The organism is Streptomyces sp. TRD_SC_5 (genome assembly GCF_056836825.1).
In genome coordinates, this window is record NZ_JBWZZS010000001.1 from 2,873,638 (window position 1) to 2,895,911 (window position 22,274).

Consider the following 22,274-nt stretch of genomic DNA (forward strand, 5'->3'; position numbering starts at 1 on the left):
ATGCCCCATTTAGCGGCTTTTCTTCCGTTTTGCTGGTGTCTGTGGCTAGATTCGCAATGAGTCATATTTACATCTACTTGCACAAGTAGATGCCACCTCACGGTCCAGACGCTCTCGATGCATCGATGCAAGGGGACAAGCAATGGCAGATTTCTCCCGCCTTCCCGGACCCAACGCCGATCTGTGGGACTGGCAACTGCTCGCAGCGTGCCGCGGGGTGGACAGCTCGCTCTTCTTTCATCCGGAGGGAGAGCGGGGCGCGGCGCGGAGTGCGCGTGAGAACTCGGCTAAGGAGGTTTGCATGAGGTGCCCGGTACGGGCGGAATGTGCGGCACACGCCCTCGCGGTGCGTGAGCCCTACGGCGTATGGGGCGGACTGACCGAGGACGAGCGCGAAGAGCTGATGGGCCGCGCGCGCAACCGTCTCATCGCGGCGTCAACTGCGCCCGCCGACACACCAACTCCATGAAGGAACGTTTCTCCATCCCCTTGCCGCACGACCCCGGATTCACTCAGCGAGCCGCAGCCAGCGCCAGCTGGTCGAGCGTGGCCGCCACTGCCGGCACCTGAGCCAGGTCCGGAAGCGTGAGCGCCACGATCTCGCGCCGCACGGCGGGCTCCACCGCAACGGTGCGCGCACCCTTCGGGCGTACCGACTCCATCGCCAGCTCGGGCAGGACCGCGACCCCGAGGCCCGCGCCGACCAGGCCGATCACGGCCGGATAGTCGTCGGTCGCGAAATCGATCCGGGGCGCGAAGCCCGCGCTCTCGCACACCTCGACCAGCTGCCTGCGGCATCGCGGGCAGCCCGCGATCCACGGCTCGTCGGCCAGTTCGCCGATGCCGACCTGACCGGCATCCGCGAGCCGGTGCCCCTCCGGGACCAGGCCGACGAGACGGTCGGTGAGCAGCGGGCGTACGACCAGGTCGTTCCAGTCCTCGGTGGCGCCGCCCGGCCCGTACCGGAACGCCAGCGCCACGTCGCAGTCGCCCTCGCGCAGCATCTCGACCGAGCGCGGGGGCTCCGCGTCGACCAGCGAGACGCGGGTGCCGGGGTGGGCGGCGCGCAGGGCGGCCAGGGCGGTGGGGACGAGGGTCGAGCTGCCACTGGGGAACGACACCAGGCGTACGCGTCCGGCGCGCAGGCCGGCGATGGCGGCGACCTCCTCCTCGGCGGCGGTCAGCCCGGCGAGGATGCCGGCGGCGTGCCGGACCAGCGCCTCCCCCGCCTGGGTGAGGCGCATCTCGCGGCCCGTACGGATGAGGAGCGGGGTGCCGGCGGAGAGTTCGAGGGCCTTCATCTGCTGGCTCACGGCGGGCTGGGTGCAGCCCAGTTCGCGCGCGGCGGCGGAGAAGGAGCCGGTGGCGGCGACGGCGCGCAGGACGCGGAGATGACGGGCTTCGATCACCCTTTGAGCATAAGCGACTCTTGGGTTTGCCGCAGAATAATGACGAGCGACTTTGAGTCACGGCCGGTTAGCGTTCGGCCATGCAGCTTCTGACCGTGAACATGGGCCGCGCCGAGGCCGTGGACTACTCCGACGCTCCGAGTGGCACGACCGGCATTCACAAGCAGCCTGTCGACGGACCCGTACGGGTGGTGGCGCCCGGGCCCAAGGGTGTCGGGGCGAGCGGGCTGGTGGGGGACGCGGTGTGCGACACGCGCCACCACGGCGGGAACGACCAGGCGGTGTACGTCTTCGCGCGCGAGGACCTCGACGAGTGGGAACGCGAGCTGGGACGCGCCCTGCCCAACGGCTCCTTCGGTGAGAACCTCACGACCCTGGGGCTCGACGTGAACGGCGCGCTCATCGGTGAACGCTGGCGCGTCGGCCCCGACTTGGTCCTGGAGGTGACGTGCGGCCGCATCCCGTGCCGTACGTTCGCGGACGCGCTGGGTGAGAAGGGCTGGGTGAGGCGCTTCACGCGGCGGGCCGCGCCCGGGGCGTACCTGCGGGTGATCGAACCCGGCGGGATACGGGCGGGCGACCCCGTCGAGATCGTGCACCGTCCCGGCCACGACGTCACGGTGAGCCTGCAGTTCAGGGCCGGGACGACGGAACGCGAGCTGCTGCCGCGCACGCTCGCGGCCGGTGAGGCGCTGCACCCCGAGGCGCTGGAGGCGGCGCGCAAGTACGTCTCCCCACAATCCCAGGCCGCAAAGCCTGGCGGGCAGGCGGGATACGCGGGGCACTAACGTGCCCGGCATGACGACTGCACTGATCACAGGAGCGACAGCAGGCATCGGCGCCGCCTTCGCGCGGCGCCTCGCCACGGACGGGCACAACCTGGTGCTGGTGGCCCGCGACACCGAGCGGCTTCAGGAGCAGGCGACCGAGCTGCACGACCTGCACGGCATCGAGGCGGAGGTACTGACCGCGGACCTGTCGACGGAGGCCGGGATCGCGTCGGTCGAGACACGGCTGTCGGACCGCAGACATCCGGTGGATCTGCTGGTCAACAACGCCGGGTTCGGCAACAAGGGGCGCTTCCTGGAAGTGTCGATGGCCGACGAGCTGACGATGCTGAAGGTGCACTGCGAAGCGGTTCTGCGGCTGACGGCGGCGGCCACGGCGGGGATGAAGGAGCGGGGGCGCGGCGGCGTCGTCAACGTCGCGTCGGTCGCGGCCTTCGTGCCGCGCGGGACGTACGGCGCGTCGAAGGCGTGGGTCGTGCAGTTCACGCAGGGCGCGGCGCGGGACCTGGCCGGCAGCGGGGTGCGGCTGATGGCGCTGTGCCCCGGTTTCGTACGTACGGAATTCCATGAGCGGGCCGGGATGGGGACGGACAACATCCCGGGCTGGATGTGGCTGGACGCGGACAAGCTGGTGGCGGCGGCGATGGGCGATCTGGCGCGCGGGAAGACGGTGTCGGTGCCGGACCCGCGCTACAAGGCGCTGATGGGCGCGGTGAAGCTGGCGCCGCGCGGCCTGCTGGGAGGGATCACCTCTAAGACCGGCAGGAAGTACGGACCTCAGTAGTCGAGGCTGAGTTGAGTGGTTGATCGGTCCTGCCAGGTCACCCGGACGGTGTGGCCGGTGATCCGGACATCGGCGAGGGTGCTGACGGGCGCCGGGGCGGGCTCGGCGGTCAGTGACGCGAGGGCTACGAAGAGCGTGTCGCCCGCTGTGGTGTTGCCGTCGAGGGCGGCGGTACGGGTGCGGGTGGCCATCAGGGTCGAGCCGGTGGCCGACTCGCGGGCGGTGGTGTAGCCGTGGACCGGGTGGAGTTGGGCGCTCACCTGGGCGTCACAGGCCCAGCCGGTCTGGCGTACGGGCGTGCCCGCCCGGGCGCCGGTGACGAGGTGGGCGCGGAGTTCGGCGCGGCCGTGGGCGGCGGTGGCGGACACGACCCGGATGCCGGGAGCGGGCGTGTGCGCGGAGGCGGCCCAGCCGGGGCCGCCCGCCAAGGGCTGGGCGGGGCCGCGCTTCGTCCAGGCGCCGTCGATGCGCAGGGCGAAGTGGTTGTCGGCGCTGTCGTGGGTGGGTCCCGTGCGGGTGGAGTACGCGAAGCGGGCGTAGCCGGGGTCCTCGGCGGCGGTGACGTGGTTGCTGCCGTGGTTGTGGAGGCGTACGAGACCGTCGGCCGCCGTGGACTGGATCAGCATGTTCGGCGGGCCGAGGGTGGTGACGGCGTCCTGGGTCTCGGCGGGCAGCGGGTCCTCGGGGTCGGTCCAGGCCGGGTGGTCGGCGGGGAGCAGCAGGCCGAGGAATCCCTTGGCGGCCCAGTAGGGGGAGGCCGGTCCTGAGTAGCTCTGGATGATCGGGTCGTACGGGCCGTGCCAGCCGAGGGTCAGCAGTCCGTCGGCGCCGGCCGCGCCCCGGTCGAGGAAGTAGCGCAGGGTGCCGGAGGCCAGGCGGCGGGTGGCGCCGGGGGTGAGCGGGGTGTGGCCGGTGAGGGCGCCGAGCCAGGGCGCGGCCGCGGCGGCGAAGCGGTAGGTGAGGGAGCGGCCGTACGGCATGGGGGCGCCGTTGGCGTCGAACATCCTGGTCGCGGCCTCGAGTTGGGCGTGCAGGCGGGGGCCGTAGCGGGCGAGCAGTCGTTGGTCGCCGGCGAGGTGGGCGTGCAGGACGGGATAGAAGTGCAGGGCCCAGGCGTTGTAGTGGTCGAAGGCTCGGTTGGGGCCGTCGCTGTACCAGCCGTCGCCGAGGTGCCATTCCTCGATGCGGGCGAGGGAGCGGTCGACGGTGGCGCGGGCGCGGTCGGTCTCGATGCCGATGTCCTGGAGGAATCCGGCGACGGTGAGGCCGAAGAGCCACCAGTTGTTGTCGACGGGGGACGGGTCGAGGGCGGGCAGCAGCCAGTCGAGGGTGCGGCCGCGGGTTCGCTCGTCGAGGGTGTCCCAGAGCCAGGGGCGGGTGAGGCGCAGAGCGAGGGCGACGGAGGCGGATTCGACGACGGCTTGGCGTACGTCGGCCATCAGCGGCCAGGACTCGGGGGCCTGGCGCGTCAACTCGCTGTCGCTCACCGGGTTTTCGGTGCCCGCGGTGAGGCCTTCGGCGTAGTGGGCGAGGTGGCGGTGCGGGTCGTGGCCGGATGCGCCCGCGACGCGGAAGGCGGCGAGCAGGAACGTACGGGCGTAGCCTTCGAGGCCGTCGGAGCGGGGGCCGGACCGGCTGGCGCGCGGGCCCGGCAGGTTGATCAGGGCGTGGCGCGGGGACGCGTAGGGGCGTACGGCGAGCAGGAGTTGGTCCGCCGCCGCTTCCCAGTCGTCGCGGTTCCCGAACGGCATGATGCTCCCCTGGACGGCTGTGGGCGGCCGACTGCTGCGTCGCCGGACTCCAGGCCGGAATCTAGAAGCTGGATTGATCGAACGTCAATGGATTGCGGTTGAATGATCGAAACTCCTATCGTTCGATCACGCTGTTTCTGTGCCACACACTGCGAGGGGGACTGCCGCCGTGCGCGAGAGTGCTGCTGAACGTCACGACCGACTGCTTGGCCTGGTACGGGAGCGGGGCTCGGCCCGCGTCTCGGACCTGGCCGGCCTGCTGGGCGTGTCGCCCGTCACGGTGCGCCGGGACGTGGAGGAGCTGGCCGGGCGCGGGCTGCTCGACCGGGTGCACGGGTCGGTGTCGTGGCCGAGGGAGCAGGGTGTCCCGGGTGCCACGCCGTCCGGTGGCGGCCTGGTGCTCGGCATGCTGGCGCCCTCGGCGACGTACTACTTCGCCGAGGTCATCCGGGGTGCGCACGAGGCCGCGGCGCGGGCCGGGGCCCGGCTGATCCTGCGCATCTCGGACTACCGCCCCGAGGAGGACCACGCCCGCACCGAGGGGCTGCTGGCGGCGGGCGCCGAGGGGCTGCTGATCGCGCCGGGCTGGCGGCGGCCGGGCGACCCGGCGGCGTACGGCGACTGGATCACGTCGCTGCCCGTGCCCACTGTGCTGCTGGAGCGGCAGCCGGCGGCGGGCTCGCCGCTGGACGGGATCGACCGGGTCTGCTCGGACCACCGGCACGGGGTGCTGCTGGCCGTGCGCCACCTGATGGAGCTGGGGCACGGGGCGCCGCTGCTGATGGCACGCGACGACTCGCCGACCGCTCTCGCGGTGCGTTCGGGGTACGCGGAGGCGCTCGGCGTGCTGGGGGTGAAGGAGCCGCGGGACGTGATCGATTCCGTACCCGCGGAGGCGCACCCGGACCGCTTCGAGGCGGCGGTGCAGGCCCTGCGGGCGGCGGTCGGGTCGGGGACGGCGACCGCGGCACTGATCCACAACGACGTGGACGCGATCCAGGTGGTGCAGCGGCTCGCGGAGCTGGGTGTGCGGGTGCCGCGAGATCTGGCACTGATCGCGTACGACGACGAGGTGGCGGCGCTCGCGGACACCCCGCTGACGGCGGTGGCGCCGCCGAAACGCGAGGTGGGACGGCTCGCGACCGGGCTGCTGGTGGAGCGGCTCGGGCAAGGGCGGGGCGCGGGCGGGGAGGAGCCGCGCCGGCATCTGGCGTTGCTTCCGCAGTTGCGCGTACGGGCTTCGTGCGGAGCCTCATCGATCTGATCTTTTTTCGATCAATCAATCTTTCGCTCTTGACTTCGCTCAGCACTGCCTCAAGGATCACGGCCAACGCAATGTCGCCGCCCGTTCAGGAGCCGTGCCGTGAGCCCAAGTTGGAACAGAACGTGCCATGTCATAGTCGGCGCCGCCACCGCCCTCGCCGTTCTCACGGCCTGCGGCGGCAACGGCGAGGACGAGAAGAAGTCCGCCGCCCCGGGAAGTGACGGCAAGCCCGTCTCGATCACCTTCTGGGGCTGGGCCAAGGGCTCGAAGGAGGTGGTCGACGCCTTCAACGCCTCGCACAAGAACATCCGGGTGAAGTACGAGGAGATCCCCTCCGGCAACGCCGGCGGCTACGCCAAGATCTCCAACGCCGTGAAGGCGGGCAACGCCCCCGACCTGGTCTCCATCGAGTACCCGATGCTCCCGGAGTTCGTCAGCCAGGGCTCGGTGCAGGACATCAGCGGCCACCTCAGCGACGACGTGAAGAAGAAGTTCCTGCCGCAGTCGGTCGAGCTGACCACCCTCGGCGGCAAGAACTGGGCCGTCCCCTTCGACGCCTCGCCGCAGGCCTTCTACTACCGCAAGGACCTGTTCAAGAAGTACGGCGTGGAAGTCCCCAAGACATGGGACGAGTTCCAAGGCGCCGCCGAGAAGGTCAAGAAGGCCGACAAGAAAGCGCGCATCGGCACCTTCTTCCCCGACGACCCGACCACGTTCCAGGCGATGGCCTGGCAGGCCGGCGCCCAGTGGTTCAAGGCCGAGGGCGACACCTGGAAGGTCGACACCACCGACGCCGCGACCACCAAGGTCTCCAAGTACTGGCAGGGACTCCTCGACGACGACCTGGTCCGCAACAACGCCTCCTTCAGCCCGGAGTGGACCAACTCCCTCAAGAGCGGCGGCACCATCGGCTACCTCGGCGCCTCCTGGGGCGCGGGAGTCCTGTCGGGCACCCTGCCCGAGCAGAGCGGCAAGTGGGCCGTCGCGCCGATGCCGTCCTGGGACGGCAAGCCGGCCAGCGGCATGCTGGGCGGCTCGACCTTCGCGGTGACCAAGGACAGCGAGAAGACCGAGGCCGCCATCGAGTTCGCGAAGTGGATGACGACCACCGAGGACGGCGTCAAGGCCCGGATCGCCTCCGGTACGTCGAGTGCCTTCCCGGCAGCGGCCGAGCTGCGCCCGGTGGCCAAGGCGGCCTTCGACGCGCGGTACTACGGCGGGCAGGACATCTACCAGGTCTTCGAGGACGCCGGCGCCTCCATCACCCCCAACTGGGCGTGGGGCCCGAGCACCGGCACCACGAACACCGTCATCAAGGACGGGTTCGGCAAGGTCGCGAACGGCGGCGCGACGATCGCCGACGCGGTCGAGGCCGGACATGAGGCGACCGTCTCAGAGCTGAAGAAGCGCGGCCTGAAGGTAGAGGGCTGAGGAACAACGTGAAGGCCCGCACCCGTACCAATGCCGCCGCCGGCGTCCTGCTGACTCCCTTCTTCGCCCTCTTCACCCTGGTGATGGTGGTGCCGATCGGATACGCGGTCTGGCTGAGCCTGTTCACCGAGAAGCAGTCGGGACTGGGCTTCGGCGGAACGCGGACCGTCTTCAGCGGCCTCGCCAACTACACGGCGGCGCTGGGTGACCCGGCCTTCCGCGAGGGCTTCGTCGTACTCCTCGGGTACTGCGTGTTCTACATCCCGCTGATGATCGGTGGAGCCCTCGCACTCGCCCTGCTCCTCGACTCCACGCTCGCCCGCGCCCGCCGCTTCTTCCAGCTCGCGCTCTTCCTGCCGCACGCCGTCCCGGGCATCATCGCCGCGCTGATCTGGGTCTATCTCTATACGCCCCAGCTCAGCCCGGTCGTCGACGCCATGGAGGCCGGCGGCATCGGCTTCGACTTCTTCTCACCCGAAGGCGCCCTCCCCTCCGTCATCAACATCGCGCTGTGGGAATGGCTCGGCTACAACATGGTGATCTTCTACGCCGCCCTCCAGGCCGTGGACCGCTCCGTACTCGAAGCGGCCACGGTGGACGGGGCGGGCGCCTGGCGCATCGCGTTCAGCATCAAGGTCCCGCTGATCCGCGCCTCGGTCGTGATGGTCGCGCTGTTCACGGTCATCGGCTCGCTGCAGCTGTTCACCGAGCCGCTGATCATCAACAAGGGCACCGGATCATCCGTCACCTCCACCTGGACGCCGAACATGTACGCGTACACCGCGGCCTTCGACCGGGGCGACTACGGGCTCGCGGCCGCCGCCTCCGTGCTCCTCGCGCTCACCGCCGCGCTGCTCTCCTTCGCGGTCACCCGCTTCACCGGCCGGAAGGGCAAGAAGGCATGAGCTCTCCCACGACGAACAGGTGGCTGTCGAAGACCGCCGTCAACGGCGCGCTCGTCCTCGCCACGGTCTACATGCTTCTCCCTCTCGTCTGGCTGGTCACCGCCGCCACCAAGGACACCGGCGGCCTGCTCGCCGGAAACGCCTTCTCCTTCGAGGACTTCAACCTCGGCGCGAACCTCTCCGCCCTGGCGACGTACAGCGACGGCGTCTACTTCCGCTGGTACTTCAACAGCCTTCTCTACGCGGGCGGCGGCGCCGTGGTCAGCTCGCTGATCAGCGTCGCCGCGGGCTATGCCTTCGACAAGTACCACTTCAGGGGCAAGGAGAAGCTCTTCGGCGTCGTCCTGCTGGGCGTGCTGGTCCCGACCACCGCGCTCGCCCTGCCGATGTACCTGCTCGCCAGCGAGCTGGGCATCGTCAACACCTACTGGGCCGTGCTCGTCCCCGTACTGGTCCACCCCTTCGGCGTCTACCTCGCCCGGGTCTTCAGCGCCGGCTACATCCCGGACGAGGCCCTCGAAGCCGCCCGTATCGACGGCGCCGGCGAGCTGCGCACCTTCTGGTCCATCGGTATGCGCATGATCATGCCGGGCTTCGTGACCGTCTTCCTCTTCCAGTTCACCGCGATCTGGAACAACTTCTTCCTCCCCCTGGTGATGCTCTCGGACCAGAAGCTCTTCCCGCTGAGCCTCGGTCTGTACGCGTGGAACAGCAACGCCCACGGCGAGCCGGAGTTCTACCCCCTCGTCGTCACCGGCTCCCTTCTCGCCGTCATCCCCCTGATCGTCGCCTTCGTCTCCCTCCAGCGGCACTGGAAGGCCGGGCTCACCGCCGGAAGCGTCAAGTGACCGAAGAGGAGCTTGAGTTCCACCATGCACCACGCCACTGACAATCAGCCGACTCAGCCGACCCTGCTTCTCACCATGGGCCCCGGCATCGCGGAACGCCTGTTCACCGACCGCCACCGCACCCGCCTGGCCGAGCTGGCGCGCACCGACCCGTACCTCATCGCGCACGACCTCGCCGCTCCCGCGCCGCACATCGCCGAAGCCCTCGCCGAGGCCGAGGTGCTCTTCACCTGCTGGGGCGCCACCCCGCTCAGCGCCGGCGTCCTCGACGCCGCCCCGAACCTCCGCGCCGTCATCCACGCGGCGGGCTCCGTAAAGCACCACATCACCCAGGCCTGCTGGGACCGTGGAATCGCCGTGACCTCGGCGGCAGCGGCGAACGCCCTGCCCGTGGCCGAGTACACGCTCGCCGCGATCCTCTTCGCCGGCAAACGCGTCCTGTACTCCGCCGCCCGCTACCGCGCCCTGCGCGCCGACCACGACTGGCGCGCGGAACTCGACGGCGCCGGAAACCACCGCCGCACCGTAGGCATCGTCGGCGCCTCGCGCATCGGCCGCCGCGTCATCGAGCTGCTCCGCCCCTTCGACCTGGACGTCCTGCTGTACGACCCGTACGTCGACCCGCGCGAAGCCACCGCGCTCGGCGTCGAGCTCGCGCCCCTCGACGGCCTGTGCGCACGCAGCTCCGTCGTCTCGGTCCACGCCCCGCAGCTCCCGGCGACCCACCACATGATCAGTACCTGCCAGCTGGCCGCGATGCCCGCCGGGGCCACCCTGATCAACACCGCTCGCGGCTCCCTCATCGACGAGGACGCGCTGCTCCCCGAGCTGGCCTCCGGCCGCCTCAACGCCGTACTCGACGTGACAGATCCCGAACTGCCGCCCCGGGAATCGCCGTTGTACGACCTCCCGAACGTGCTCCTGACCCCTCACATCGCGGGATCGCTCGGCGACGAGCTCCACCGCATGGCCGACCAGTCCCTGGACGAGCTGGAGCGTTACGCGGCGGGCCGCCCCTTCGCGGACCCGGTCCACCCGGCGTCCCTGCACCACTCGGCCTGACCGGGCACAAACCGCATATCTTACTAAACTGGACGTGTCCCATCCCATGCTCGGGAGGCGAGGCGTCATGAAATTCGTACAGATAATCGACTACAAGACTGAGCGGTCCGAGGACATGAACCAGCTCATGGACCGGTGGGCCGAGCAGACCAAGGGCAAGCGGACCGCCACGCACAACATCATCGGCAAGGACCGGGCCGAGACCAACCACTACGTCGAGATCGTCGAGTTCCCGTCGCACGAGGAGGCGATGAAGAACTCCCATCTGCCGGAGACCGACCGCACATTCCAGGAGATGGTGGCGCTCTGTGACGGAATGCCGTCGTTCACGGACCTTGATGTGGTCCGCGACGAACAGCTGAACAAGGACCTCTGCAACCGCTTCTTCCAGGAGATCGCCGTCGGAGGCAACCTCGGCGCGATCGACGAGGTGTTCACGGCCGACTACCGCGACCACGACGTCATGAAGGAAGAGGACGTCACGGTCGGGGCCGATGTCATCCGCAGCGATGTGACCGGCTGGCGCGACGGCTTCGACTTCCGCTTCGACGTCGACAGGCAGGTGTGCGAGGGCGACGACGTGGTGACGCTGTGGACCTGGACCGGCACCCACAAGGGCGACTTCATGGGCATCGCTCCCACGGGCAAGCAGTGCACCATGACCGGCACCACGGTCTTCAGCTGCCACGACGGGAAGATCCGCGAAGGCTGGTGGCACATGGACGCCATGGGCCTGATGCGGCAGCTCGGGGCGCTCGGCTGACTCGGCCGGCTCGGCTGAACGAAACGGCGAGGCCCCCGTTCCCACCGCTGAGCAGCAGCGGGAACGGGGGCCTTTGTGCGACGTGCGACGTACGACGTCGATGTACGAACGTCAGTGGCTGTGGCCGTGGCCGCCGTGGCCGGCGTCCGCCTCGTCCTCGGCCGGCTTCTCGACGACCAGGGTCTCGGTCGTGAGCAGCAGCGACGCGATGGACGCGGCGTTCTCCAGCGCGGAGCGGGTGACCTTGACCGGGTCGATGACGCCGGCCTTGACCAGGTCGCCGTACTCGCCGGTCGCGGCGTTGAAGCCGTGGCCCTTGTCGAGCTCGCTCACCTTGGCGGTGATGACGTAGCCCTCGAGGCCCGCGTTCTCGGCGATCCAGCGCAGCGGCTCGACGACGGCGCGGCGGACGACCGCGACACCCGTGGCCTCGTCGCCGGTCTTGCCGAGGCCGCCCTCGAGCACCTTGGCGGCGTGGACCAGAGCGGAGCCACCACCGGAGACGATGCCCTCCTCGACCGCGGCGCGGGTCGCGGAGATGGCGTCCTCGAGACGGTGCTTCTTCTCCTTCAGCTCCACCTCGGTGGCGGCGCCGACCTTGATCACGCACACGCCGCCGGCCAGCTTCGCGAGGCGCTCCTGGAGCTTCTCGCGGTCCCAGTCGGAGTCCGTGGACTCGATCTCGGCCTTGATCTGGTTGACACGGCCGATGACCTCGGCGGAGTCGCCGCCGCCGTCGACGATGGTCGTGTCGTCCTTGGTGACGGTCACGCGGCGGGCTGAGCCCAGCACGTCGAGACCGGCCTGGTCGAGCTTGAGGCCGACCTCTTCGGCGATGACGGTCGCACCGGTGAGGGTGGCGATGTCGCCGAGCATGGCCTTGCGGCGGTCACCGAAGCCGGGAGCCTTCACCGCGACGGCGTTGAAGGTGCCGCGGATCTTGTTCACGACCAGGGTCGACAGGGCCTCGCCCTCGACGTCCTCGGCGATGATCAGCAGCGGCTTGGAGCCACCCGACTGGATGACCTTCTCCAGCAGCGGCAGCAGGTCCTGGATCGAGCCGATCTTGCCCTGGTGGATCAGGATGTACGGGTCGTCGAGGACGGCCTCCATACGCTCCTGGTCGGTCACCATGTACGGCGAGAGGTAGCCCTTGTCGAAGGCCATGCCCTCGGTGAAGTCGAGCTCCAGGCCGAAGGTGTTGGACTCCTCGACGGTGATGACGCCGTCCTTGCCGACCTTGTCCATCGCCTCGGCGATGAGCTCGCCGACCTGCGAGTCCTGGGCGGAGAGCCCGGCCACGGCAGCGATGTCGGACTTGTCGTCGATCGGACGGGCGTTCGCGAGGAGGTCCTCGGAGATCGCCTTGACCGCGGCGTCGATGCCCTTCTTCAGGGCAGCCGGGGAAGCGCCGGCGGCGACGTTGCGCAGGCCCTCGCGGACCAGCGCCTGGGCCAGCACGGTGGCGGTGGTGGTGCCGTCACCCGCGATGTCGTTGGTCTTGGTCGCCACCTCCTTCACGAGCTGGGCGCCCAGGTTCTCGTACGGGTCGTCGAGCTCGACCTCGCGCGCGATGGTGACACCGTCGTTGGTGATGGTGGGGGCGCCGAACTTCTTGTCGATGACGACGTTGCGGCCCTTGGGGCCGATCGTCACCTTCACCGTGTCGGCAAGCTTGTTGACGCCGCGCTCGAGGGCGCGACGGGCGTCCTCGTCGAACTTCAGAATCTTCGCCATGGAGCTTCTCTGTCCTCTCAAACGAAATGCGCCCCGGGCCGCCCGGCTGTCGCTGGGGGCCAGGGGCGCAATTCAAGCAATCTTCGGGCGAATTACTTCTCGATGATCGCGAGCACGTCGCGAGCCGAGAGGACGAGGTACTCCTCGCCGCTGTACTTCACCTCGGTGCCGCCGTACTTGCTGTACAGCACGACATCGCCGACGGATACGTCGAGCGGCAGGCGCTCGCCGTTCTCGAAGCGGCCCGGGCCCACGGCCAGGACGACGCCCTCCTGGGGCTTCTCCTTGGCGGTGTCCGGAATGACCAGGCCAGAGGCCGTGGTCTGCTCGGCGTCGAGCGGCTGGACCACAATGCGGTCCTCGAGCGGCTTGATGGCAACCTTGGAGCTGGTGGTCGTCACGGTCCGGTCTCCCCCTTCGGAGATCTCACGGGGTTAACTGATGTGGGGTGGCGACCAGGTGGATCCGTCGTCGCGGGTGCCGGACCTGCCCGTCGCTACTGTTGGCACTCACCGGTGGAGAGTGCCAACGCCGAGACTATGACGCGGTTAGCACTCGGTCAAGCGGAGTGCCAATCCGGCGCCGCCGTACGTGTTGACGACGGGCGCGCGCACGGGCTCGCGCACGGCTCGCACACGGGCCGGTCGCGGTTGGATCTCGATACCGCCAACGCCCCGGCGGACCGTCGGGTTCCGTACGACAGTGCGGTCATGCCTGCCGCCCGCAGCACTCAGGAGCACCGCCCCGTGTCCGGCTGGGGCGACGCCGCCCTCGCCGTCTTCGTACTCGCGGTCGACGCGGTGGCCTGCTTCACGGCCGTCGTCCTGCTCTGGGGCGAGGGCGCCGGCGAAGTGGCCGCGCTGATCACCTTCGGCGCTCTCGCCGCCGCTTTCGGCCTCACGGCGTACGGCTTCGGGAACGGCGGCCGGGCGATCACGGCCTGGGTCCAGCTGCTGGCCGCCCTGCTGCTCGGCGCGACGGTGCTCTACGGCGCGGCCCGGACGTACGCCGACGCGCACCCGGAGCCGGCGCCCACGCGGACGTACGACCCCGGCGGGACCGGCCACCAGTGCCGCAGCGGCGGCGACAGCAGCGAGTGCAGGGACAGCGGCGGCTGAGCGCCCCCGCCCAGCTCCCGCCCCGCACCGGCGTCAGAGGTAGTCCTCCAGCCGCGCCACGGCGAACCCCTGCTCCTGGATCCGGCGCAGTATCCGCGATGTCATCTCGGTGATCGTCGAGCCCTTGAGCTCGCCGGGCCCGCGGAAGTGCGCGAGCACGATGTCGCCGGGCCGCAGCCGGTCGCCGTGCGCGTACCGCAGGTCGTTGATCTGCATCGACGCCCCCCAGAGCACCACCGCCTCGGCCCCGCAGTCGCCCGCCGCCCGCAGCGTCTGGGCGTTGTACGCCCCGTACGGCGGCCGGAAGAGCCGCGGCCGCGCGCCGAAGCGGGCCTCCAGGCGGTCCTGCTGGCCGCAGATCTGGGCGCGCTGTCCGGCGTACGGGAGACCGGGCAGATAGGCGTGGCTGACGGTGTGGTTCTGCACCGTGCTGAGGCCGCCGCCCGCGCGCCGCAGCCGGTCGAAGTGGTCGTACCCGGGCGAGGCCACGGTGTTCGTCAGGAACATGCTGATCGGCAGATTGAGCTCGTCCACCATCCGCACGAACTCCGGATCCCGCTCGGCCCCGTCGTCGAAGGTGAGGAAGACGACCTTGTCGCGGGTGGGTACGCGGTCCACGACGAAGGGATGTTCCGGTTTACGGACCGGGGGCGCCGGCGCCGCGCGGAGCGGCGCCCGCAGTCCCCACCGCGCGTACGCCCCGGCGTGCGGGGCCGGCGGGGCGTGCGCCGCGAGAGCCTCGGACCCGGCTGCCCGCACTTCGGGGGCGACGCTGCGCACCGCCTTGCGCCCCAGCCGCTCGATCGGGTCCACGGACTGGGCGCAGCCGGTGAGCGCCAGCGCACCGGCCGCCAGCAGCCCGGCCGCCAGCCGGTGCGCGCGCCTCACAGGTAGTCCTCCAGCCTGGCGACGGCGTAACCCTTGGCGGTGACCGTCTTCATGACCCGCCGGATCATGTCCGGCATGGTGCCCTTCCAGTCCCCCTGGCCCCGGAAGTGCGTGAGGATGATGTCGCCGGGATGCAGGTCGCGGTCCCACTCCCGCCACTCCATCCGGTCGGGGAACGCCTCGGCGGCCCACAGCGGTACGGCCTTGATGCCGCAGGCGCGGGCGGCGCGCAGGGTGTCGGCGTTGTAGTTGCCGTACGGCGGCCTGAAGAGCCGGGGCCGCTCGCCGTACCGCTTCTGGATGATGTCCTGCATCCCGCAGATCTCGCGCTTCTGCTGGGCGTAGGAGAGGCCGGGCATGTAGCGGTGGTTGAGGGTGTGGTTGTGCAGGGACACGCCGCGGCCCTGCATCCGCTCGAAGTAGCCGTAGTTCTCGCGGACCAGGTAGTTGCTGAGGAACGCGCTGTAGGGGATGCCCAGCTCGCTCATCATCTTCAGCAGCTTCGGATCCTTCTCCGCGCCGTCGTCCATGGTCAGAAAGACGACCCGCTCCTTGACCGGGACGGTCGTGAAGACGGGCGGCAGCCCCGGGCCGGCGCTGAAGCCCTTGCGCGTGGTGATCTTCGGCTTCACGGCGGGTGGCGGGGGCGCGGCGAGCGGAGGGCGTGCGAGCCCCCACTTCTTGGCGGCGGCGACGCGCAGGGTCTGGGCGCGCCGCAGCCGTTCCGCGTACCCGGCCAGATCACCGGCCGCCCCCTGCCGGTCCGCCTGCTGCTGGCCGGCGGCGGGGGCGGCGGGCCGGCCCCCGCCGCCCGGCTCCGGCGTGCCGCCGGGCTCGGTGGCACATCCCGAGCCGATGGCGGAGGCGAGGAGCACGGCCAGGACCATACGGACCCGTCCGCGCCGCTTCCGTTTCATTTCTTCCTTTTGTCGTACTAGTTGCATGGCGTCGGATCCTGTCAGCGCGCGGCACCGTCGCCGGGGCGACACCGCGACCGGGCGCGCACGGTCCCCCGGCTGGCCCACAATTGACCGCGTGAACGACCTTGACGCCCCAGACCCCCTGGAATCCTTCGCCGCCCTGCGCACCGAAGAGGGCCGCGCCCTCCTCGCCGCGCTCCGCGACCACGACCCCGCGCAGGAGCTGGCGACCGCGACGCGGCTGCGCCGTGACCACCCCGCCGCACTGGTCTCGGCGGTGCTCGGGCAGGCGCGGCTGCGGCAGCGGGCGGTGGCGAAGTTCGGCGCCGAGGACGCGTACCGGATGTTCTTCACCCCGAACGGCGTCGAGCAGGCCACCCGCACGGCGGTGGCGACGTACCGCGCCGAGCGCTTCGCCGCGCTCGGCGTGCGCAGCGTCGCGGACCTCTGCTGCGGCATCGGCGGCGACGCGATCGCGCTGGCCCGCGCCGGAATCTCGGTCCTGGCGGTCGACCGCGACCCGCTGACGGCGGAGGTGGCCCGCGCGAACACGGAGGCGCTGGGCCTGTCCTCCCTCGTCGAGGTCCGCTGCGCCGACGTCACGACCGTCGACGCCTCCGCGTACGACGCGGTCTTCGTCGACCCCGCGCGGCGCGGCGGCCGCGGCCGGATCTTCGACCCCGAGGCGTACTCCCCGCCCCTGTCCTGGGCGATCGAGGCCGCCCGTACGTCCGCGCACGCCGCACTCAAGATCGCGCCGGGCGTCCCGCACGAGGCGGTCCCCGACGACGCCGAAGCCGAGTGGATCTCGGACGGCGGTGACGTGAAGGAGGCGGTGCTCTGGTTCGGCACGGCTCCGAAGGCGATCCGGGCCACCCTGCTCCCCGGCCCGCACACGCTGCTGGGCGCCGGTCTGCCTGACCCCGAGCCCGGCAGGGTCGGCCGCTACCTCTACGAGCCGGACGGCGCGGTGATCCGCTCGCACCTGGTGGCTGAGGTGGCGCGGCAGGTGGGCGGCCGCCTGATCGACGAGACGATCGCGTACGTGACGGCGGACGAACTCCACCCGACGCCGTACGCCACGGCGTACGAGATCACGGACCAGATCCCCTTCGGCCTGAAGAAGCTGAAGGCGCTGCTGCGGGAGCGGGGGGTCGGCGTACTGACGGTGAAGAAGCGCGGCTCGGCGATCGAGCCGGAGGAGCTGCGCCGCAAGATGAAGCTGTCCGGCCCGAACTCGGCGACGGTCTTCCTGACGCGGGTGGCGGGCGCCCCGACGGTACTGATCGGCCATCCGGCGCCGTAACCCCCGGCCGGCCCTGCGGGGCTTTCCCCTGCCCGGCCGGCCGGGTCAGCCCGCGTCGACCGACTCGAAGCGCCAGCGGTGAACCGCCCGCGTGACCAATCCGGCGTCGGGCTCCGGCAGTTCCGGCAGGTCGGCGTCGTACTCCGCGTCCCACCACGTCATCACGAGCACCCGGTCCTGCGGCGCCCGCAGGATCTCCCGGCGTACCGGCTCACCCGCCAGCACCCCGGCCTGCACCCGGGCCCACTCCAGCAGCTCCGCGCCCCTGCCCTCGACGGCGCGGGCCTCCCACATCAGCGCGACGGTCATGAGTAGAGGTTGTCCTTGCTGATCTCGTGCACGTGGTCATGATCGTGGGCAGTACCCGGTACGTGCGGCTCCGTCACCGGCAGCGACGAATCCGCCGACAGATCCCAGTCCGACGCCGCCCGCCCCCGCGCCACCATCTCCGCGCCGAGCGCCGCCACCATCGCCCCGTTGTCCGTGCACAGCCCCGGCCGCGGCACCCGCAGCCGGATCCCGGCCCGCTCGCACCGCTCGGCCGCGAGCGCCCGCAGCCGCGAGTTGGCCGCCACGCCGCCGCCGATCATCAGGTGGTCGACGCCCTCGTCCTTGCAGGCCCGCACCGCCTTGCGCGTCAGTACGTCGACGACCGCCTCCTGGAACGACGCCGCCACATCCCGCACCGGCACCTCTTCGCCGGCACTGCGCTTGGCCTCGATCCACCGCGCGACCGACGTCTTCAGCCCGGAGAAGGAGAAGTCGTACGCCGCGTCACGCGGCCCGGTCAGACCGCGTGGGAAGGCGATCGCCTTCGGGTCGCCCTCCCTCGCCAGCCGGTCGATGACAGGACCGCCCGGAAAGCCCAGATCCAGCACCCGCGCGATCTTGTCGAACGCCTCGCCCGCCGCGTCGTCGATCGTCGCGCCCATCGGCCGTACGTCGCTCGTGATGTCGGGGGCCAGCAGCAGCGACGAGTGCCCGCCGCTCACCAGCAGCGCCATCGTGGGCTCGGGCAACGGCCCGTGCTCCAGCTGGTCGACGCAGATGTGCGAGGCCAGGTGGTTCACGCCGTACAGCGGCTTCCCGAGCGCGTACGCGTACGCCTTCGCCGCCGACACGCCCACCAGCAGCGCCCCTGCGAGCCCCGGACCCGCCGTCACCGCGACGCCGTCCAGATCCGAAGCGGCGACCCCGGCCTCCTTCAGCGCGCGCTCGATCGTCGGGACCATCGCCTCCAGGTGCGCGCGCGAGGCGACCTCCGGCACCACGCCGCCGAAGCGGGCGTGCTCGTCGACGCTCGACGCGATCGCGTCGGCGAGCAGGGTCGTACCGCGGACGATGCCGACGCCGGTTTCGTCGCAGGAAGTTTCGATGCCGAGGACGAGCGGTTCGTCAGCCATGGTGAATCTCGGTTTCTTGTACGGAGGTCGCTGGGTTCGCCGGGTCGGTCGTCGTGGTCAGTCGCATCACGAGCGCGTCGATGTTGCCGGGTTGGTAATAGCCGCGCCGGAAGCCGATCGGCTCGAAACCGAACCGCTCGTACAGCTTCTGTGCGCGCGTGTTGTCCACACGCACTTCGAGGAGCACCTCGGTGCATTCGAAAGCGGTCGCGTGACCCAGCAGATCGGTGAGCAGCCGGGGCCCGAGCCCGGTCCCCCACTGGTCCTTCGAGACGGCGATCGTCTGTACGTCGCCGAGGCCGCCGGCGGCGGCCAGCCCGGCGTACCCGACGATCCGGCCGTCCCCGTCTTCGGCCACCACATACCGGCGGGTGGCCCCCGGTCCGCGCGCGTGGGCGAGTTCGGACCAGAACATCCCCGGCGACCAGGCGTCCTCGGGAAACAGCTCCCGCTCCAGATCGAGCACCGGATCGATGTCCCACCAGCGCATTTCTCTCAAGCGCGCGGTCACTTCGGGGTGACCACCTTGTAGTTCTTCGGCACCTGCGCGTCGGGCCGGCGCAGATACAGCGGCAGCGGCGGCAGGAATGCCCCGGACTCCCCCGCCGCGAGCTTCTCGGCGGCCAGCGACGCCAGCGCGCCCGCCGACTGGTGCTCGGGGCCGCGCGCGTCGGGGAAGGCCTCGGGGTAGAGGAGCGCACCGGAGCCGACCACCGGCAGGTCCGCGAGCTGTTCCGCGATGTCGGCGGGCCGGTCGACGGCGGGCTCGGACACGCGAGTACGGGCATCGGCGTACCGCGCCCAGTAGACCTCCTTGCGGCGCGCGTCGGTGGCCACGGCGAACGGCCCCGCGATCCCGGCGAGCCCGGCGGCGTACGCCAGACCGTCCAGGGTGCACAGCCCGTGGACCGGCACCCCGAGCACGAGGCCGAAGATCTCGGCCGTCGCGAGCCCGACGCGCAGTCCGGTGTACGGGCCCGGGCCGACGCCCACGACCACGCCGGTCACGGCGTCGAGTTTCAGACCGGCTTCGGCGAGCACCCGGTCGACGGTGGGCAGCAGAAGCTCCCCGTGACGGCGTGCGTCGACCTGGCCGGCCTCGGCGACGACGGAATCACCGTCGTGGAGAGCGACGGTGACGGCTGGGGTGGCGGTATCAACGGCGAGCAGGAGCACACAAACAGCCTACGGCCCGCGCACGGGGCGCACGGCGTCCCCCGTCCCTCCCGCCCCCTGCTGCTACCGTCACCACAAATACGCGCGCAGTACGAACATGAGGTGGAGCAAGGTGGCTAGGAGCAGCTCGGGAATCGTGGCCGGGCTCACCGCGGCAGCCGTGGCGGCAGTCGCTTTCCTCGCCTACCAGGCGTCGGCGAGCGCCCCCTCCCCCGCGCAGCTCGCCGAACCCCGCACCGGCAAGACCCCCGCGGCCCACGCCTCGCACCCGCCCAAGGCGCCGGCCAAGAAGAAGGACGCGCTCGCGGTGCCGGCCCAGTCGGGCACGGGCACGCGCGTCGTCTACTCGCTGTCCGAGCGACGGGTGTGGCTGGTGAACGGCAAGGGACCGGCCACCAGGACCTTCCAGGTCGCGCCGAGCACGGTCAGCCCGCCGCCCGGCACGTACGCGGTGACCTCGCGCTCCGGAATCATCACCGGCTCCGACGGGGTGCAGGTCGAACACGTCGTACGGTTCGCAACCGTCGAGGGCGTGTCGATCGGCTTCAGCGCGGCGGTCGACGGCTCCATGCCGGTCCCGGACCCGAAGAGCAAGACCGGCGGCGTCCGCATGCCGCGTGCTGACGGCGACGCGATCTGGAGCTTCGCGACGGTCGGCGTGAAGGTCGTCGTCGTTCCGTAAATACGCTCGTACGAGCGACAGGGTTACGCGGCGTCGCGCTGCTGCGGGCGTTCCTCGGCGACCTCGGGCGCGTCGCTCTCCTGCGGCTGCTTCCTCGGCGGTGTGGAGACCGCCGTGGCCGCCGCGCACGAGGCCAGCAGATCACGCATGGAGAGAGGCTGAGTCGGTTCGTGTTCTGAAGCCGGCATGGATGCCTCCTGGGCTCCGGTTGAGCAGGCGTGGTTAGGTAGACCTAACCAGTCACGGTATCCATGTGACCACGCCCGGCCGCACCGGCGCAACATCTTGCCGACGTCTTGTCGGAACGTACGGACCTCAGGCGCCCAGCGCGGCCAGGTCCTCCCCGGCCCAGCGCGCGCCGATACCGCTGACCGTCACCTGACGCACATCGTCGTCGGCGTCGCCCACGGCCCGGTGGATGACCACATGGAGCCGGTCGTCGGACAGCTCCTCGACCTTCCCGTCGCCCCACTCGACCACGACCACGGAGTCGGGCAGCGAGACGTCGAGATCCAGGTCTTCCATCTCGTCGAGCCCGCCGCCGAGCCGGTACGCGTCGACGTGCACCAGCGCGGGACCGCCGGTCAGCGAGGGGTGGACGCGCGCGATGACGAACGTCGGCGACGTCACGGCGCCGCGCACCCCGAGCCCTTCCCCGAGCCCGCGCGTCAGCGTCGTCTTGCCCGCGCCGAGCTCGCCGGTGAGCATCACGAGGTCGCCGGGCCGCAGTACTTTCGCGATCCGGCGCCCGAACTCCTGCATCAGATCGGGCGAGTGAACAGTGAGAACGGCGGTGACATCAGCCGCCGGGCTGTGCGGTGCTTCCATACGTCCCAACGTTAGCGGCTGCCGGTACGGCGCCCACCCTGGCCAGCAGATCCGCGAGCCGGTCGGTGACCACCTCGGGGTGCTCCAGCATGACCAGATGCCCGGCGTCCGGGACCATCACCAGCTCGGCGTCCGGCAGCAGGAGCGCGATCCCCTCGCTGTGCTCGCTGGGCGTCACGAGGTCCTTGTCGCCCGCCAGCACGAGGACCGGCACCTCGGCGAAGATCTCCAGCGCCTCCGCCTTGTCGTGATCGGTGAACGCCGGATAGAACTCGGCGACGACGTCGATCGGCGTCCCCTCGATCAGCCGCTCCGCGAACCGCGCGACGGCCGGATCGACGTCCCTCGAGCCGAACGAATAGCGCTTGATCAGCCCGGCGAAGAGATCCGCGGTGGCCCGCCGCCCGCGCTCGACGATCTCCGCCTGTGTACCGAGAGCGCGCAGCACGCGCGGCAGGACGCGGCGTACGGCGTTCACACCGGCCACCGGCAGCCCGAAATTCACCTCGCCGAGCTTCCCCGACGACGTACCGACGAAGACAGCGCCCACGACCCGCTCGCGAACGATCTCAGGGAACTGATCCGCGAGGGCCATCATGGTCATACCGCCCATCGAGTGCCCCACCAGCACCAGCGGCCCCTCCGGCGCGGCAGCGTCGATCACGGCCTTCAGGTCGCGCCCCAACTGCTCGATGTCGACCGCGACACCCCGGCCCTGGGCCGCGCCGCGCGCCGAGCGCCCGTGGCTGCGCTGGTCCCAGTGAACGGTCCGTACGACACCTCGCAGAGCCGCCCGCTGGAAATGCCAGGAGTCCTGGCTCAGACAGAAGCCGTGACTGAAGACAACAGTCACCGAAGCCGGCGTCTTGCGTCCGAAGAGCCGACGCCGTCGCGGCCCGGCAGTGGCGCCGTCCGCGTCGACCTCGTCCACTTCGTAGTAGATCTCGGTCCCGTCGTCCGCCGGAGCCTGCCCCGGCATGCCGCGCAGAGCGCCGTACGGCCCGGAGGCGTCCAGCGCGAGCCGCGCCTTCTTTCGCATGCCGCGGCCGACGGTCAGCCTCTCCAGAGCCACACCCGCGGCCGCGCCCGCAGCGACCACACCTATCGCGGCGCCGGCCACACCCGCCCGGCGCCAGTTGCCGACGGCGGCGGTCGCGGCCTCCGCCGCCACCTCCGCCACGCCGGGCGCGCTGCTCTCGCTCACGGTGCCG

Annotated in this window: 25 protein-coding genes; 12 read left to right on the forward strand and 13 right to left on the reverse strand. The window is 70.8% G+C overall.

From position 1 onward, the window contains the following. The first annotated feature begins 142 nt into the window (after nucleotides 1-142). Nucleotides 143-469 carry a WhiB family transcriptional regulator gene (locus tag AC1P0E_RS13160; protein WP_482742370.1) on the forward strand — a complete coding sequence of 109 codons (327 nt, stop codon included), beginning with the start codon at nucleotides 143-145 and terminating at the stop codon, nucleotides 467-469. 43 nt (nucleotides 470-512) lie between these two features. Here AC1P0E_RS13160 and AC1P0E_RS13165 read toward each other — a convergent pair whose 3' ends face one another. Next, nucleotides 513-1,409 (reverse strand): LysR family transcriptional regulator, encoded by an 897-nt coding sequence (locus AC1P0E_RS13165; RefSeq protein WP_482742371.1) that lies wholly within the window; start codon nucleotides 1,407-1,409, stop codon nucleotides 513-515. An 80-nt stretch (nucleotides 1,410-1,489) separates the two neighbouring features. On the opposite strand from AC1P0E_RS13165, the gene AC1P0E_RS13170 reads away from it, so the two are divergent. Together AC1P0E_RS13170 and AC1P0E_RS13175 are read left to right on the forward strand one after the other, a co-directional pair. Next, entirely contained in the window at nucleotides 1,490-2,197 is a 708-nt protein-coding gene (locus AC1P0E_RS13170; protein WP_482742372.1) for an MOSC domain-containing protein, read from the forward strand. 10 nt (nucleotides 2,198-2,207) lie between these two features. After that, nucleotides 2,208-2,981: an SDR family NAD(P)-dependent oxidoreductase gene (locus tag AC1P0E_RS13175; RefSeq protein WP_482742373.1), complete on the forward strand. Its 774-nt coding sequence runs from the start codon at nucleotides 2,208-2,210 to the stop codon at nucleotides 2,979-2,981. On the opposite strand, the gene AC1P0E_RS13180 is transcribed toward AC1P0E_RS13175, so the two are convergent. Next, nucleotides 2,975-4,732: a DUF2264 domain-containing protein gene (locus AC1P0E_RS13180; RefSeq protein ID WP_482742374.1), complete on the reverse strand. Its 1,758-nt coding sequence runs from the start codon at nucleotides 4,730-4,732 to the stop codon at nucleotides 2,975-2,977. The genes AC1P0E_RS13175 and AC1P0E_RS13180 overlap by 7 nt on opposite strands. A 169-nt stretch (nucleotides 4,733-4,901) precedes the next feature. Here AC1P0E_RS13180 and AC1P0E_RS13185 point away from each other — a divergent pair, with 169 nt between their 5' ends. The 6 genes from AC1P0E_RS13185 to AC1P0E_RS13210 all read left to right on the forward strand — a co-directional run bounded on the left by AC1P0E_RS13185 (nucleotide 4,902) and on the right by AC1P0E_RS13210 (nucleotide 11,005). Then, on the forward strand, nucleotides 4,902-5,996 hold the full coding sequence (locus AC1P0E_RS13185; protein WP_482742375.1) for a LacI family DNA-binding transcriptional regulator: 1,095 nt from the start codon (nucleotides 4,902-4,904) through the stop codon (nucleotides 5,994-5,996). 99 nt (nucleotides 5,997-6,095) lie between these two features. Then, on the forward strand, nucleotides 6,096-7,427 hold the full coding sequence (locus tag AC1P0E_RS13190; protein WP_482742376.1) for an ABC transporter substrate-binding protein: 1,332 nt from the start codon (nucleotides 6,096-6,098) through the stop codon (nucleotides 7,425-7,427). Between the two features lie 8 nt (nucleotides 7,428-7,435). Then, nucleotides 7,436-8,332: a carbohydrate ABC transporter permease gene (locus AC1P0E_RS13195; protein ID WP_482742377.1), complete on the forward strand. Its 897-nt coding sequence runs from the start codon at nucleotides 7,436-7,438 to the stop codon at nucleotides 8,330-8,332. Further along, nucleotides 8,329-9,180 (forward strand): carbohydrate ABC transporter permease, encoded by an 852-nt coding sequence (locus AC1P0E_RS13200; protein ID WP_482742378.1) that lies wholly within the window; start codon nucleotides 8,329-8,331, stop codon nucleotides 9,178-9,180. The genes AC1P0E_RS13195 and AC1P0E_RS13200 overlap by 4 nt, the downstream gene beginning before the upstream one ends. Before the next feature lie 24 nt (nucleotides 9,181-9,204). Beyond that, complete coding sequence (locus AC1P0E_RS13205; protein WP_482742379.1) at nucleotides 9,205-10,242, forward strand: hydroxyacid dehydrogenase; 1,038 nt, start codon at nucleotides 9,205-9,207, stop codon at nucleotides 10,240-10,242. 67 nt (nucleotides 10,243-10,309) lie between these two features. Then, nucleotides 10,310-11,005 (forward strand): ester cyclase, encoded by a 696-nt coding sequence (locus tag AC1P0E_RS13210; protein WP_482742380.1) that lies wholly within the window; start codon nucleotides 10,310-10,312, stop codon nucleotides 11,003-11,005. A gap of 111 nt (nucleotides 11,006-11,116) precedes the next feature. On the opposite strand, the gene groL is transcribed toward AC1P0E_RS13210, so the two are convergent. Continuing rightward, nucleotides 11,117-12,742 (reverse strand): chaperonin GroEL, encoded by a 1,626-nt coding sequence (gene groL / locus AC1P0E_RS13215; RefSeq protein WP_482742381.1) that lies wholly within the window; start codon nucleotides 12,740-12,742, stop codon nucleotides 11,117-11,119. A gap of 92 nt (nucleotides 12,743-12,834) precedes the next feature. Continuing rightward, nucleotides 12,835-13,143, reverse strand: a complete 309-nt coding sequence (gene groES, locus AC1P0E_RS13220; RefSeq protein ID WP_028812332.1) for a co-chaperone GroES — start codon at nucleotides 13,141-13,143, stop codon at nucleotides 12,835-12,837. A gap of 309 nt (nucleotides 13,144-13,452) precedes the next feature. On the opposite strand from groES, the gene AC1P0E_RS13225 reads away from it, so the two are divergent. After that, nucleotides 13,453-13,860, forward strand: a complete 408-nt coding sequence (locus AC1P0E_RS13225; RefSeq protein ID WP_482742382.1) for a DUF6234 family protein — start codon at nucleotides 13,453-13,455, stop codon at nucleotides 13,858-13,860. 33 nt (nucleotides 13,861-13,893) lie between these two features. Here AC1P0E_RS13225 and AC1P0E_RS13230 read toward each other — a convergent pair whose 3' ends face one another. Both AC1P0E_RS13230 and AC1P0E_RS13235 read right to left on the reverse strand, forming a co-directional pair. Then, a complete protein-coding gene (locus tag AC1P0E_RS13230) occupies nucleotides 13,894-14,748 on the reverse strand; it encodes a polysaccharide deacetylase family protein (RefSeq protein WP_482742383.1) in 855 nt (284 codons plus the stop codon). Further along, on the reverse strand, nucleotides 14,745-15,665 hold the full coding sequence (locus AC1P0E_RS13235; protein ID WP_482742384.1) for a polysaccharide deacetylase family protein: 921 nt from the start codon (nucleotides 15,663-15,665) through the stop codon (nucleotides 14,745-14,747). The genes AC1P0E_RS13230 and AC1P0E_RS13235 overlap by 4 nt, the downstream gene beginning before the upstream one ends. A gap of 118 nt (nucleotides 15,666-15,783) precedes the next feature. Here AC1P0E_RS13235 and AC1P0E_RS13240 point away from each other — a divergent pair, with 118 nt between their 5' ends. Beyond that, entirely contained in the window at nucleotides 15,784-16,974 is a 1,191-nt protein-coding gene (locus AC1P0E_RS13240) for a THUMP-like domain-containing protein (protein ID WP_482742385.1), read from the forward strand. 45 nt (nucleotides 16,975-17,019) lie between these two features. On the opposite strand, the gene AC1P0E_RS13245 is transcribed toward AC1P0E_RS13240, so the two are convergent. From AC1P0E_RS13245 to tsaB, 4 genes are read right to left on the reverse strand one after another with little or no spacing between them, the layout of a single operon-like run. Beyond that, on the reverse strand, nucleotides 17,020-17,283 hold the full coding sequence (locus AC1P0E_RS13245; protein ID WP_482742386.1) for a hypothetical protein: 264 nt from the start codon (nucleotides 17,281-17,283) through the stop codon (nucleotides 17,020-17,022). Then, entirely contained in the window at nucleotides 17,280-18,377 is a 1,098-nt protein-coding gene (gene tsaD, locus AC1P0E_RS13250; protein WP_482742387.1) for a tRNA (adenosine(37)-N6)-threonylcarbamoyltransferase complex transferase subunit TsaD, read from the reverse strand. The genes AC1P0E_RS13245 and tsaD overlap by 4 nt, the downstream gene beginning before the upstream one ends. After that, nucleotides 18,370-18,867, reverse strand: a complete 498-nt coding sequence (gene rimI, locus AC1P0E_RS13255; protein WP_482745743.1) for a ribosomal protein S18-alanine N-acetyltransferase — start codon at nucleotides 18,865-18,867, stop codon at nucleotides 18,370-18,372. Before rimI ends, tsaD begins: the two co-directional genes overlap by 8 nt. A 17-nt stretch (nucleotides 18,868-18,884) precedes the next feature. Further along, nucleotides 18,885-19,553 (reverse strand): tRNA (adenosine(37)-N6)-threonylcarbamoyltransferase complex dimerization subunit type 1 TsaB, encoded by a 669-nt coding sequence (tsaB, locus tag AC1P0E_RS13260; RefSeq protein ID WP_482742388.1) that lies wholly within the window; start codon nucleotides 19,551-19,553, stop codon nucleotides 18,885-18,887. Between the two features lie 97 nt (nucleotides 19,554-19,650). Between tsaB and AC1P0E_RS13265 the strand changes: the two genes are divergently transcribed. Beyond that, nucleotides 19,651-20,235: a hypothetical protein gene (locus AC1P0E_RS13265; protein WP_482742389.1), complete on the forward strand. Its 585-nt coding sequence runs from the start codon at nucleotides 19,651-19,653 to the stop codon at nucleotides 20,233-20,235. 23 nt (nucleotides 20,236-20,258) lie between these two features. Here AC1P0E_RS13265 and AC1P0E_RS13270 read toward each other — a convergent pair whose 3' ends face one another. The 3 genes from AC1P0E_RS13270 to AC1P0E_RS13280 form a co-directional block, all read right to left on the reverse strand. Then, nucleotides 20,259-20,384 (reverse strand): hypothetical protein, encoded by a 126-nt coding sequence (locus AC1P0E_RS13270; RefSeq protein WP_482745979.1) that lies wholly within the window; start codon nucleotides 20,382-20,384, stop codon nucleotides 20,259-20,261. A gap of 166 nt (nucleotides 20,385-20,550) precedes the next feature. After that, nucleotides 20,551-21,063 (reverse strand): tRNA (adenosine(37)-N6)-threonylcarbamoyltransferase complex ATPase subunit type 1 TsaE, encoded by a 513-nt coding sequence (gene tsaE / locus AC1P0E_RS13275; RefSeq protein WP_482742390.1) that lies wholly within the window; start codon nucleotides 21,061-21,063, stop codon nucleotides 20,551-20,553. Then, nucleotides 21,035-22,267 carry an alpha/beta fold hydrolase gene (locus AC1P0E_RS13280; RefSeq protein WP_482742391.1) on the reverse strand — a complete coding sequence of 411 codons (1,233 nt, stop codon included), beginning with the start codon at nucleotides 22,265-22,267 and terminating at the stop codon, nucleotides 21,035-21,037. The genes tsaE and AC1P0E_RS13280 overlap by 29 nt, the downstream gene beginning before the upstream one ends. Between the last annotated feature and the right edge of the window lie 7 nt (nucleotides 22,268-22,274).